Raw genomic sequence first — 13,530 nt, forward strand, 5'->3', positions numbered from 1 at the left:
ATACTAAACTAATTTTCACTGAAAATACTGTGTCTTCTAAGTACTAGATGCAGTAATAATAACGTTGGTTAGTGCGAATTTATAGGTTAAGGTTGATACACCTCATATTCTATAATCCAGAAGTAATAAAATCTAGTAAAATCTAATTAATTGATATTCATAGCGGTCAATTAAAAAATACTGATCTGTTTATTTATCAGGGTATTTGTTAAATATGCAAGAACTTTTATCAGCAAAGGAATTGCTAAAAATTCTGGTAATTGATGACCATGAATCAGTTTTAAGTGGCACGGTTGATATCCTCCGAAAAAACTATCCTAGGGCTGAGTTTATAACTGCTATAAATGCTAATAATACACTTGAGCAAGTTACTAGTTTACAACCTGATCTAATAGTTATGGATCTTTCTATTCCCGAAGATATGGGAATGAATGCACGACCGGATAACGGTATTAAACTTCTGAAAATCTTGATGGAAAAATATCCCCATTTGAATATTGTTGTCCAAAGCGCCCATGTGAGAACATTAATACGTATTCGCCTAGATATTGATAGTCATAAAGGAGGATTTACCATTGCCGATAAAAGTCTTTCTACCCAAGAAATGTTAACAAGAGTTGATTGGGCATTACAAGGATTAACTCATACAAAAGATATTAGTAGAATTCACTCAGGATTAGAAGTTAAACCAGAGTGGTTGAAGGTACTGACTCTAGCATTTGAGGAAGGATTACAAGATAAATCAATAGCTGAAAAAATGTGTATATCAGAACGCATGGTACGTCATTATTGGAGTAAGCTACAAGATGCATTAAATGTTTACCCAGAAGAAGGGAAAAACATCCGTATCCAAACTGAAATGCAAGCCAGAAAACAAGGCTTAATTGATTAATTATCAATCTCAAAATCAAATACCGAGACTAGATATAAAGCTTATGCGGGTGAGAATTGATAAAACAATTAAAGAGCGATGGCAATATATTTTGATTTTCTGGTGGTCTATTTTAGACATTGCTAGTGCTAGACTCACGCAATCTCCACTAGAAACTATTACAGTTATTAGTATCGCCACCTCTAGTCTAATTAGCATTGGGTATTTACTTTTAAATGAAAGTATTTTGATTTCAATATTTCCAGCAAGTTTAATTTTTGTAATCAATGCTATAGCTATCACAGCTTTCTATCACTATAACCAAGCTGTTAGATCAGAAATTAAAGCCAGACAAGCTATCATTGAAATTACATTTGAAACAATTCACAACGGGCCGCTCCAAAACCTAGATAGGGTTTTAAAATTAGTCAAAGAACAAGATTTACCAACTCACAAATTACTACCGGAACTAGAAAAAGAACTAAAGAAATTAAACCAAGATCTACGAGGAATTTATGAGTTTTGGCAACAAGAAAATCTCACCCAAGAACCTAGCCTTTACTTAGGAAAGAGTATCATCATCAATTTACAAGACCCTCTGCATGAAATTCTCTATCAAGTTTATAGCTATACCTTGGAACGAGATTTTCCCTGCTTTAAAACCCTCAAGCTGAAGATTCGCACCTTTGAGCCTATAGATGAAAGAAATCTGACCCTTGACAACAAGCGAGGACTCTGCCGATTTCTGGAAGAAGCTTTGTGTAATGTGGGCAAACACGCTACAGGAGTTACCTGCCTCCAAGTTGCTTCCTCTTCATCTGCGGGCTGCTACACACTCAGCATTAGAGATGATGGTTTGGGAGTTAACTCCTCAAGGGAAGGTCGGGGAACGCAACAGTTTAAAAATTTAGCACGACAAATTAAAGGTCAATTTCGACGGGTTCCCCTTTCTCCTCAAGGAACTATTTGTGAACTATCTTGGAATGAGACAAATTTTTTCAGAGTTCCAGATTGCTAAAAGCAGAGTGGGTAGCTTCTGATATATTGTGAGTTATCATGGATAAATTATTATATTTTGGCATTTTGCCCCCTCTCAGGTGGCTTATGGGTGAACGTATATTTGCTCAACAACCATGTCACTATAGGGAATAAATCCTCATATTGAGCAAGAGAAAGGCTAAAAAACGCTGTGCAGATAACATTTTTAGGGACGAGTTCCGGAGTACCTACAAGATCACGTAATGTTTCCAGTGTCGCACTGAGATTACCACAACGGGCAGAACTGTGGTTATTCGACTGCGGTGAAGGTACTCAGCATCAAATTTTGCGAAGTGACCTAAAAATTAGCCAACTCTCCCGAATTTTTATCACCCATATGCACGGTGATCACATTTTTGGCTTGATGGGACTTCTTGCTAGTTGCGGTTTAGCTGGTAATGTAGAACGAGTTGATATCTATGGCCCATCTGGGTTAAATGAATATCTACAAGCCGCCTCACGTTACTCCCACACCCACTTTTCTTACCCTATTAAGGTACATACTGTCCAGCCAGGAGTAATTTACGAAAATGATGAGTTTATCATTAGCTGTGGTCTACTGCATCATCGTATTACAGCATTTGGCTATCGTGTAGAAGAAAAAGACCGCAGCGGACGCTTTGATGTAGAAAAAGCTAAAGCTTTACAAATTCCTTCGGGTCCCATTTATGGAAAACTCAAGCGCGGTGAAACCGTTACCCTTGCAGATGGACGAATAATTGATGGTAGTGAATTGTGTGGAGATACGGAAATTGGCCGCAAGTTTGTTTATTGTACAGATACAGTTTATTGTGACGGTGCTGTACAGTTAGCCCAGGATGCGGATGTGTTAATTCATGAAGCCACCTTTGCTCATCAGGATGCAGATATGGCTTTTCAAAGATTACATTCTACAACTACAATGGCGGCACAAACAGCTTATGCCGCCGGGGTAAATCAATTAATTATGACTCATTTTAGTCCCCGCTATGCTCCCGGAAATGCCATTGAGTTAAAAGATTTACTTCGGGAAGCCCGCGCTATTTTCCCCAATACCATAATGGCTCAGGACTTTATGGTTTACGACATACCTAGACGGCGGGAAGTTGTCCTCAATTAGGCTGTAGTCTATGGTGTTAAGAATTCAGCCAAATAGAAAACCTAAATGTGGCATAGGGGTAAAGCGCAGCGGGAGCAATATGAGTATCAACGCTCAAACCGTTGTCCCACAGCCGTTCTACCCCACACCTTAGTCCCCTCCCGTCAAGAGAGGAGGGGAAGTTTTACGTTAGTAAAACGGGGGTGGGGTGCTTCTGGATTGATTGGTCATTGAGTCAGTTGCATATAACGTCAATGAAGAATCTTTCACGTTAAGTTGACACCAATGTTGCGTAGCGAGTGCTGAGTGCCGAGTGCTGCTAAACCCTGACATTCAAGTAATAAAAAAGTAATAAATTAGACTTTTAAAACATCTTCTTAGAAATCATATGTATCAACCTTTATATATTCCCTTTTTATCCTTCATTAAATATTTAAAAATCTTATAAATAAATTTACTATCATAGTGCTGACCGGGCATATATCTGGATGAATTGATTATAGGATAGCTGCTTAAAGATACGTTTTATCAAGTAGTTATATCATCCTGGGAAAAAATAAATATTAGTGGTTTAAGAGAGAAAGTTGTGTATAAATTATCTCAAAAACCTGTTTTATCATTATTTTCCAGATATATGGTTTCAATAATAGAGGGCTTTTATAGTGGCTACAACTGGTCTAAATCATCAACAACTGGTTACTACCTCTAAGCCAAGGGCAGTTAACATTAGACAAATATCTACAATTCTGTTTTACCGACGCTTTTTCATTTTAGGGGTTTCCTGTGCAGTGATGTCAGTTACTTCTCTTCTAGCTGTCATTACTAAACCGATGTACCAGAGTTCTATGCAGATTATGGTGAGTTCTGATTTAGATGAAGCATCAGGATCAATCAAGAAGCAGGAAAATGCCAAAGCTGAGTTAATTACCCCTAATTTTTCATCTGTAGAATATACTCATCAGATGAAATTAATGCTGAGTTCTAAGCTAGTACAAAAAGCTGTAGATTTGTTGCGCTCTGATTATCCCAATATTACTATAGAAAATATTAAGGGTAAAAATGATTCAGGCAATCAAGGAGCTTTACAAATAACCCCATTAGAGGGTTTATCAGAATCTAATCAGGTTGTTAATCAAGTATTTGTTATTTCTTTCAAAGACCCAGATCCAGTAAAAACAAAAAGGGTATTGCAAGCTCTCCAGAAAGTTTATCAAGACAATAATAGTGAACAAAAAAAGCAGCGTTTAAATCAAGCTTTAGCTTTTGTTAACAATCGATTACCTAAGTTGCAAAAAGACGTAATAGCGTCAGAGAAAAAATTAGAATTATTTCGCCAGAAACATAATTTAGTTGACCCGTCAGTACAAAGTAAAATTCTGTTAGAATCTCTTGCTGATATTCAGAAACAACGACAAACTACTCGCTCTAAATTTGAAGCTGTACAAGCTCAGTACAATACCCTAGATCAAAAAATAGCATCTTCCACCCAGAATGCACAAGTTTCAGCTAGTATGAGTCGTTCTAACAGCTACCAAGCCTTATTAGATGAGGTAAAAAAGACAGAATTGAATTTGGCTCAGGAGCGTCTGCGCTATACTGATAATTCACCAATAGTCATAAAACTCAAGCAAAAACGCCAAATTCAAATTGCCTTATTACAGCAAGAAGTAAAAGAGAAAGCTACCAAAACGAGCCGTGCAACAGAAAATTTATTAGGAATTGACCCGAAGTTAGTTAATGAATTACAGCAATTACAAAAAACAGCCCTTGAACTAATTCGCAATGAAAATAATTTAGCTAAATCTGAACAACAAATTCGCTGGCAGCTAAGTACATACCCAAGCATAATAGCAGAGTACAATCGATTGCTTGCAGATGTCACATTCCAACGCCGAACACTTGAGCAATTGCTTCAGGTACAACAATCATTGGGAATGAAAATTGCTCAAGGCGGATTTGATTGGCAAGTATTGGAAGAGCCAGACTTGGGTATTTATATCGGTAATCGTAAATGGTTATTGATAATTGCCGGAGTGCTAATTGGTCCAATTTTAGGTGCAGCAGCAGCCTTGATTTGGGAAGTGTTTAATAAGGCAATTTTTTCAGCACAGGATTTACAGAAACTAACAAATATTCGATTACTGGGTTCTGTTTCCAAGTTGGGAAAACCAAGTTTAAAAAACAGACTCCAGCGGATTTTTAGGCGTGGGCGGCAAAATTCAGCACCTTCAACGGTGGAAAACAACGATAAATTATCCAGCCATGAAACCCTGGATATGATTTATCAAAATATTCAAATATTCAAGAATCCCTTGCCTTTTAAGTCCTTGATGTTGACTTCAGCCGTACCAGGAGAGGGAAAAACAACTTTAGCTTTGGGACTTGGGGCTAGTGCTGCACATATGCATCAACGGGTACTAGTTATTGATGCTAACTTGCGATCGCCCAGTTTACACAAAATCCTGGAAATTTCCAATGATTGGGGGCTATCTCTGCTATTGGTGGATGATATCAAAACCCAAGCTCATAATTATATCCAGCCTATTCACCCCTCAGTTGATATTCTCACTGCTGGTCCGACACCAGAAGATGTGGTAAATCTGCTGAGTTCTGGACGAATGAAAGAATTGATTGAGTCCTTTGAGCAAATTTATGACTTGGTGTTGATAGATGCTCCTTCTGTTTTAGATAGCATTGATGCTAGAATTATCGCCTCTGTTTGTAATGGAATTGTCATAGTTGGGCGTATTGGCCAGTTAACCCCACAGGAACTGATGCAAGCAACGGAAATTTTGAGCCAGTTGAATTTAATCGGTATTGTGGCTAATGAGGTGAATAATTCGCCAAAAGTCAGGAAATCTCCCAAACGTTCTGACACGATAAAATCTGCTGATTAAAACCCCACAAGTCTAATCAAAATGCATAATAGGTAGAAGTGGCAACCTCCTACCTGGGAGAACGTCTCGTTGAACTTGTAGAGGCTTGTGATTAGACAATCAGCATGAAAATCCAACTTTATTTAGGCGCTTTATTTTCCCAAATTAAAGGACAACATTGGTGGATAGGTATCCTCTTGTGGTTTGTTTTGGTTGCTCCTGCTCAAGCATCTGTCATCCTGCGCGTAGCAATTGAGAGGGGAGTAAATCAAGTCAAAGTTGGTGCTTCCACAACTGCAATAGTTAAAGATAGTGCAGGACGTACTCTTGGACAATTACCAGCAATGAGCGCTTATGCTGCTCAATCAGTTCCGGGGGGAGTGGCTTTGGATAAATGGCAATCTGGGTTATTTTGGATTGAGCCAACTGCTAAGGGATTTGTTTATATTGGCGATCGCTGGTTTCGAGGTAGAACTCTTGTCATTCCTACCGAAAAAGGCTTAACCGCAGTTAATTGGGTCGATTTAGAAGAATATCTCTACAGCGTCATCGGTGGGGAAATGAATTCTAGTTGGCCTCCCGAAGCCCTCAAAGCCCAAGCGATCGCAGCCCGTACCTATGCCCTCTATGAACGAGAAAAACAGCGCAACAATCCCGTTTATGACTTAGGAGATAGTCCCGATCGCTGGCAAATCTACAAAGGTGTCAGCAGCGAATCCCGTAACACTTATGGTGCTGTAGATGGCACAGCAGGAAAAGTCCTCACCTATAACAACCGAATTATTCTCTCAGTCTTCCATGCTTGTTCTGGTGGACACACCGAAAATGTAGAAGATGTTTGGGGAAATACTCTCCCTTACCTGCGTGCAGTACAAGACTTTGATCAAGGTTTCAAAGAATGCAATTGGGTAAAAACCTTCTCACCTGGAGAAATTAGCGCCAGAATTTCCGGGATAGGCAACATCAAAGATATGATTGCTGAATCTTTCTCACCTTTCCGCAGCGTGAAAACCCTGAAAATAATCGGTGATCAAGGTACTAAAGTACTTAAAGGTGAAGAAGTTCGTACCGCACTCAGGCTAAAAAGTACCCGTTTTAGCGTTAGCAAAGGAGAAAATGGCAGTTTTGTCCTCCAAGGGCTAGGCTATGGACATGGTTTAGGTATGAGTCAGTGGGGCGCGTATAGTTTAGCCCAACGCGGAGCCAGCCATTTACAAATTTTGGGACATTATTACCAAGGTGTAGCTCTAACGCCGATTCAGGCTAAATAGGCAGTAGGGGCGTATTGCAATACGCCCCTACAGGAGCAATACGCCCCTACAGGAGCAATACGCCCCTACAGGAGTATGGGTAACTGTGATGCCCACCTTAATCCTTTGATTCATCCAAACGATTCTGTTTTTTAACCTGCTCAAATTCCTGTTCTAGCAAATCTGTATCACTGGAATAAACAGAATCTTCTTTACCAATGATTTTTTCTTTAGCAAATTCACTAGCAAAAGCAATTTTCTTCTGTAAAGCCGAATCAGCATTTGCTAACAATCTTGCTCTTTCTATCCTTTGGTTATTACCAGCAGCAATTTTACCATTGCGCCATTGAATCCAAAAATAACGCAATAAGGGTATACCTAAAAAACCTGCTCCATAAGCCAACAACAACCAATAAATTCCTTGTACAAAGCCTACTAGTCCACCTATTTGTGCTGCGGCTGTACCATCCCTCAATAAACTTCCCAGTATTAAAGCAGCCACAAAATTGAGTACACCTAAACCAGCACTCAACATGATTTTTCCTGAACTCGCCGCACTAAACCGCCAAAGAAATTCCTCTAAATAAGGAGCTATTGACTGCCGCTTTTTTTTGCTGGCTCTTACTTGTAACTCTGGGAAATAATAGACAATTTGCCCATCAGCACTTACCTGGGGTTGCCCATTAAATCTAACCAGTACAGGCAACATATAATCTTCATATTCTTGCTGATATGTTTCACCCAAATTATCCAGATATGGCGCAATTTGTTCTGCTACTATTGCTCCTTTGTTATTACGAATCACTGTCGCAATTTCTTGCCAACGGCGTTCTTCTAAGTTGGCGTTAGGATTACCATCACCAAACAAAAACGAAAACACAGCTTCAAAGAAATTGAGATCGCTCTCTTCCCCTCTTTGTTGTCGCCTTTCTTGGGATTGTTGTCTATAATCGGGACTAAAATACCAGAATAAATCTGGGAAAAAGAAGAAATTGAATCCACGATCACTGCCGCTCCGATTGTCGTTATCCCGATCTGAGTTAGCAGCAGTAATAATAATGATGATGGTGACAGTAATCAGCGCGATAGAAGCAATTAAGAAAATTCCAAAGGAAATGCGAATTAAGTAAAACAGCACTCCCCAAACTTTTTTCCACCATTCCTGCAACCGTAATTGCAAGTATTTATTACGTAAGATTGTTCTAAAATTTTGGGGAAATTTATAAACAATATCACCGGATTCTGCTACCTGTAAATGTCCCCCAGCATCTGATGCTAAGGCTAATAGTCCTTGATTGGCTTCAGCTAAATTTAAACCAGCTTGGGTTGCCACGTCACCAACGGTAACTCGGTAGCCCAATTGTTCTACAGATCGCATAATGGCGGGATTGGGAGTCATTGCTCTCCTCTCCTCTTGTATTTGAGTTTCTCTTTAATCTAGTATAAAGTTTGATTTTAGTTTAAACCCATAGCATAAACTCATCACCAAATGATATGGTCATTATGGCGCTGGACAATTCTTGTGTCTAGTTTCTCCCTAGCTTAGTAAACCAGCACATTTTCCCTAATATGGTTCAGTATACTCTCGCTCAAAGCCCAGAAATTATTCTTTCTGTTCCTGGCAAAGATTCGGCTAAAGCCCGCGACAAAGCAATGGATCAGCTGATGGAACTCATGGATACTGATCAGCTATCCACAGAACTAGAAGAAGGATTTGGACCTCAACAGTTAATTGAAGTTAAGGAACCAACTATTGATAATACTAGCGGTGAGGATGCCATTACCCAAGCCGTCCAGATTCTCAACAATTTGGCTACACTGAAGTTGAAGGTGCAAGAATCACGGTCTGAAGCTTTGGAAATTCGCAAAGCGGTTGATGTTCTATTCTCAGATAATATGGTTACTGAGGAGGAAATCACCCGTCTCAAGGAAGGTTTTAAGGTTCTCAAAAATTTCGCCCAAGCTAATATCCGTTATCAAGAAGCACGAACAAAAGCAGAACAGGCTAGACAAGTTTTAGATCAAGCTCTCAAATCACCTGAAAAGTGACCGAATAATTCGTAATTCGTAATTCGTAATAGTGCCTACGGCAGGCTACCGCCAACGTAATTCGTAATTCAAAGTTACAGAGCAACTAACTTTAGTTATGGAGATCCAAAAATTTATTCCTTGGTTTAAGCCCCTGGCTTTAGACATGGGGTGATAATTAGGAATTACTGTGACTTTACACCAAATCTCGTTGTTAATTTTGATAATTCACAAAAAAAAGGACAGGTTTTAAAACCTGCCCTTCTTAATACTGGGGCGCTAGGATTCGAACCTAGGGATGGCGGGACCAAAACCCACTGCCTTACCACTTGGCTACGCCCCAACGAAGTAAGTCAACTTCAAATAATATAGCAGTTACCCTGGGGGTTATGTCAAGTACTTTTTAGAAAATATTTTTATTCTTATTTATAGCCGTGGACAGGGTGGTTAGGACATCAACTAATCCTAAAACTTAGACACTAAAAGGCTTCTAGCACTGTCACCTGTCACCTGTTCCCTGTCACCTGCTATATTGTCCAAGAAAGGCATAAAAAAAGAGGGAAGGTTAAAATACCTTCCCCCCGCTTGTTGTTTTGATTGTTTTGGTTGTTTTCTGGCTTTTGCGCTTCTTTGAGTTTGTTTCTCAGCATCTGTCTTTGTTTCTTCAGTTGTCTCTTTCTGGCAGAACCGCCTCGGCCTTTATCGTTTCTCCCTTCTTTTCGGGGGGATTCCCATCTTTTTAAGCGCATATTGTTTTTGACGGTGAGTAATGATTATGAAATTCTATAAACAGCACTTGCCTTATTATACTACAAAAATTTCACTTTTTACAGGAAGTTGGAACGATAATGGCGATCGCTATTTGGATATTGAACTTACGCACAGGTCACAAAATAAACGTATACCACTCCAGACACAGAGGATACAGAGAAAAACATCTGTTATTTTTTAGTAGGTTAACAATAACATCCTGTACATCCTGACATACTGAATATACTTAATTAATCTTGTAAAATCCAATTTGCTAAATTTTGTCTAATTCTTACTAACCTTGCTTCAGAAATTTCACCAATTTTTCCTAAAAGTATCTGCTCTGAAACCACAGCTAGTCGTGAAGCTCGAATCACACTTTCTGATTTTAAGCCTGTTTGCGAAAAATCAACATCTTGGGGTGAGATAATTTCATCTAATCCTGCTAGTTCTTGTCCTGTTTTTGTGGAAATCATACAGGCAAGCCAGTCATCATATACATTATTGGATAGGGGTTTTATGAGTAGTGCAGGACGTAGTTTCCCCAGTGTCAGGTTAGTTTGCGGAAATCTGAAGAGAACAATTTGACCTGCTATTGCCATTTTTCTATCAGATCAGATTCAGTGTATTCATGAAGATGATCATTTTCTAAGCCTCTCATAGCTTGTTCTAAGGAAAACTCGTTCCATTCTTCATTTTCTTTGTTAGTCAAGATAGGGATTAACATTTTTTGAATTGTCCATTTTTCTTCTTGTATAAGTTCTAAAATACTTTCTTTTATGAGGGCTTTCAGTTGTTGGGTTTCCATTGTTCACCTTTGGTTAATCATTCTTTGATTTTACCTGGTTTTCAAGTCGGGGATCTTTGACTAGGAGATTGATGACGAACCAAAGAGGCGCAGAGGACGCAGAGAACAACGTCTGTCATATTGGAGTAGGATGAGGGTAACATCCTGTACATCCTCTCATCCTGGTTATCCTGATTCAGGCTTTCTTGGGTCTTATGCAAAAATTTATGAGATTAACGAACCGCAGAGACACAGAGGACGCAGAGAACAACGTCTGTCATCTTTGAGTAGGTTAACAGTAACATCCTGTACATCCTTTAATCCTGGACATCCTGATTCTGACTTAATAATTTTCTGTCATTTAAAGCCTGGGAAAAAACCAGGCTAGTCATTGAAAATCTTAATGGGCAGGAGGAGAATCGAACTCCTATACCTTTCGGTGCCGCATTTTGAGTGCGGTGCGTCTACCAATTCCGCCACCCGCCCTTGGGTGTAACTTTCCTATTATAGCCTATTTTTTGATTTTGGCAACAGGTATTTTTGAGAATTGGGAATAATCAAGAATTACCAATTCCGGTTTACCAAAGTTGAATCAATATCTTGTAGACTAGCACAGCCGCTGAGTGCCATTGCGGTAGTTAATTCATCTTTGAGAAGCGAGATAATATCAGACACGCCCTCTTGTCCAGATACCGCTAATCCCCACAATACAGGACGACCGATGAGAACAGCTTTTGCGCCTATAGCTAAGGCTTTGAGGATGTCTGTACCGCGACGGATACCACCATCTAAAAGAACTTCTGCTTTACCGTCTACTGCGGCGATGATTTCGGGTAGAGCATCTAAGGAAGCTAACGCACCATCTAATTGTCTACCACCATGATTAGAAACCACAATCCCTTGAGCGCCATATTCTACCGCCCGCACAGCATCATCACCCCGTAAAATCCCTTTCAATACTAAAGGTAAGGGACTCAGAGATTGCAGCCATTCTAAATCTTTCCAAGTCAGTGCGGGGTTAATCTGTTGAGCAAAATAGGTCAATAAACCAGATTCCCCTTGTTCATGGGGAATATCTAACCCTGATATTTTGGTTAAATTAGCGGGATGTAAACCTGGAGGTAAGGTGAATTCATTGCGTTGATCTCGTTCTCGCTTTCCCAACACAGGAGCATCAACAGTTAGACACAGTGCTTTGTAACCTGCTGTATATGCTCTTTCTACCAAAGCACGAGTTAAACCCCGATCTTTGTGGATGTAAAGCTGGAACCATTGCAAACCATTGTCAACCGTTGCAACTTCTTCTAAACTCTTAGTAGACAATGTACTCAGAACCATACCTACACCTGCTGAAGCCGCAGCTGAAGCTGTAGCAATTTCCCCATCTGGATGAGCGAGACATTGAAAAGCCATTGGTGCAATCAGCAGAGGTAGCTGCAAAGGTTCACCTAAAACTTTGGTAGTCAAGTTGATTTCACTGACATCAACTAACATTTTTGGACGGAGTTTGATTCGTGTAAAAGCAGTGCGATTATCTTTTAAAGTGATTTCATCCCATGCACCACTGCTGTAATAATCAAACGCCATCTGGGAAAGATGAGCTTTTGCTAACTGTTCATATTCAAATAAGTTTATAGGTGATACAAGCTCTTGCACTTTACCTCACTCCTCCTGCTTTCTGTCCTGTCACTCCTTGGGATATTTACCAATTGCGCCAGCCGCCCTTCGGTGCAGTTTCAATCTTGTCCTTAAAACCGTGATTTTGCAGTAGCTTCTGGTACTCTAAAGTACTACTCCAACGGTCAATTTCTCTAGCTCTCAATACTGGTACTGGATGGCTTAATTGGGCGGTACGGGCTTCTTTGACCATTTCACCAAGTTCGGTTTTACTAATGTCATCATAAGCACGAGCTTGGGCAACAAAGGCATCGAGATTTAGCTTGGGTGCTAAGGTGGGAGAACCGCCAGCAAGCTTCATTAACACTGACATGACAACTTTGGGGTCTTGGGTAGCTAACAAAGCGGCGCGATCGCAGGTAAACTCAGCACAACGTACCCATTCTAATAATTGTGCCTGTAACGCTTGAGCCACAACAGCACCAACATTAGGTACAATTCCTGCTACTAAAACTAATAAATTTACAGGTGTTAAATAAACACTGTGATCACATTTGAGATGTCCCAACTCATGGGCAATTACAGCTTGTATTTCCTCTGGTGTGAGAATATCAATTAAGGAAGTGTGCAGAACTACAAACGGCTGCTTACCCCGCATAGCAAATGTGTAAGCATTAGGAGCCGGATGTTGACGGACATACAACTGGGGCGGTTCGATATCTAAGATATTACAAGCATCTAACAACAGCTTGTGTAAATCGGGCAGTTGTTGTTCACCAACCAAAATACTCGCAGCAATATTTTCTACATAAAACACTTGCTCTGCCATTGGCCCCAACAAATTCCGCACCATCATATCTAAGCCAGGAATTTGCTTAAGAGTGTTGGTTGCTTCCAAGTCTAGAGGATGACGGAATGAGTCAGCTTTTAAACCAATTAGTGGGGTTTGAAGTAAAGACATAATTATGGCAATCAATAAAAAATATATTTCCCACAGCTAGTATAGCGATTTCAGAAGGGTGGGCATTGCTAGTACCTTGTTTTCTAGGCATCTGAAGTTGTGTACATATAATCTTTGGAGCATAAGAAAACTATTTTCAATATGGGGAAGTAAAAGAACTTTTTGATGGGATGCACCCATTGTATAACTATATTAATTAACTTTTTTAAGTTGTAGTTCAGGTAGAGTCAAGCATTTTAGCAAATAAAAAAGTAAAAAAAATAAATTAAATAAA

Annotated in this window: 12 protein-coding genes and 2 tRNA genes; 6 read left to right on the forward strand and 8 right to left on the reverse strand. The window is 39.7% G+C overall.

What is annotated here, in order from left to right; translation table 11 throughout:
* Positions 1-214: 214 nt before the first annotated feature.
* The 5 genes from A9Y75_RS09000 (at position 215) to A9Y75_RS09020 (ending at position 7,134) form a co-directional block, all read left to right on the forward strand.
* The gene (locus A9Y75_RS09000) at positions 215-892 is read left to right on the forward strand and encodes a response regulator transcription factor (RefSeq protein ID WP_071189223.1); all 678 of its coding nucleotides are present in this window, start codon (positions 215-217) and stop codon (positions 890-892) included.
* Between the two features lie 43 nt (positions 893-935).
* Positions 936-1,889 carry an ATP-binding protein gene (locus A9Y75_RS09005; protein ID WP_071189657.1) on the forward strand — a complete coding sequence of 318 codons (954 nt, stop codon included), beginning with the start codon at positions 936-938 and terminating at the stop codon, positions 1,887-1,889.
* 171 nt (positions 1,890-2,060) lie between these two features.
* Entirely contained in the window at positions 2,061-3,008 is a 948-nt protein-coding gene (locus A9Y75_RS09010; RefSeq protein ID WP_071189224.1) for a ribonuclease Z, read from the forward strand.
* Between the two features lie 641 nt (positions 3,009-3,649).
* Complete coding sequence (locus tag A9Y75_RS09015; protein ID WP_071189225.1) at positions 3,650-5,884, forward strand: polysaccharide biosynthesis tyrosine autokinase; 2,235 nt, start codon at positions 3,650-3,652, stop codon at positions 5,882-5,884.
* A 104-nt stretch (positions 5,885-5,988) separates the two neighbouring features.
* Positions 5,989-7,134, forward strand: a complete 1,146-nt coding sequence (locus tag A9Y75_RS09020) for a SpoIID/LytB domain-containing protein (protein ID WP_071189226.1) — start codon at positions 5,989-5,991, stop codon at positions 7,132-7,134.
* A 97-nt stretch (positions 7,135-7,231) separates the two neighbouring features.
* On the opposite strand, the gene A9Y75_RS09025 is transcribed toward A9Y75_RS09020, so the two are convergent.
* Complete coding sequence (locus A9Y75_RS09025) at positions 7,232-8,512, reverse strand: hypothetical protein (RefSeq protein ID WP_071189227.1); 1,281 nt, start codon at positions 8,510-8,512, stop codon at positions 7,232-7,234.
* A gap of 170 nt (positions 8,513-8,682) precedes the next feature.
* Here A9Y75_RS09025 and A9Y75_RS09030 point away from each other — a divergent pair, with 170 nt between their 5' ends.
* Positions 8,683-9,162 (forward strand): hypothetical protein, encoded by a 480-nt coding sequence (locus A9Y75_RS09030; protein WP_071189228.1) that lies wholly within the window; start codon positions 8,683-8,685, stop codon positions 9,160-9,162.
* Between the two features lie 250 nt (positions 9,163-9,412).
* Here A9Y75_RS09030 and A9Y75_RS09035 read toward each other — a convergent pair.
* The 7 genes from A9Y75_RS09035 to A9Y75_RS09065 all read right to left on the reverse strand — a co-directional run bounded on the left by A9Y75_RS09035 (position 9,413) and on the right by A9Y75_RS09065 (position 13,256).
* A tRNA-Gln gene (locus A9Y75_RS09035) sits at positions 9,413-9,484 on the reverse strand.
* Positions 9,485-9,668: 184 nt separating this feature from the next.
* Entirely contained in the window at positions 9,669-9,890 is a 222-nt protein-coding gene (locus A9Y75_RS29510; protein ID WP_071189229.1) for a hypothetical protein, read from the reverse strand.
* A gap of 252 nt (positions 9,891-10,142) precedes the next feature.
* Positions 10,143-10,493: a type II toxin-antitoxin system PemK/MazF family toxin gene (locus A9Y75_RS09045; RefSeq protein WP_071189230.1), complete on the reverse strand. Its 351-nt coding sequence runs from the start codon at positions 10,491-10,493 to the stop codon at positions 10,143-10,145.
* On the reverse strand, positions 10,484-10,699 hold the full coding sequence (locus tag A9Y75_RS09050; RefSeq protein ID WP_071189231.1) for a hypothetical protein: 216 nt from the start codon (positions 10,697-10,699) through the stop codon (positions 10,484-10,486). Before A9Y75_RS09050 ends, A9Y75_RS09045 begins: the two co-directional genes overlap by 10 nt.
* A 383-nt stretch (positions 10,700-11,082) precedes the next feature.
* A tRNA-Leu gene (locus A9Y75_RS09055) sits at positions 11,083-11,164 on the reverse strand.
* Positions 11,165-11,242: 78 nt separating this feature from the next.
* The gene (locus A9Y75_RS09060; protein WP_071189232.1) at positions 11,243-12,334 is read right to left on the reverse strand and encodes an alpha-hydroxy acid oxidase; all 1,092 of its coding nucleotides are present in this window, start codon (positions 12,332-12,334) and stop codon (positions 11,243-11,245) included.
* A 46-nt stretch (positions 12,335-12,380) separates the two neighbouring features.
* The gene (locus A9Y75_RS09065) at positions 12,381-13,256 is read right to left on the reverse strand and encodes a M48 family metallopeptidase (protein ID WP_071189233.1); all 876 of its coding nucleotides are present in this window, start codon (positions 13,254-13,256) and stop codon (positions 12,381-12,383) included.
* Positions 13,257-13,530 lie beyond the last annotated feature (274 nt).

Origin of the sequence: Trichormus sp. NMC-1 (assembly GCF_001858025.1) — a bacterium.
Lineage (GTDB): Bacteria > Cyanobacteriota > Cyanobacteriia > Cyanobacteriales > Nostocaceae > Anabaena.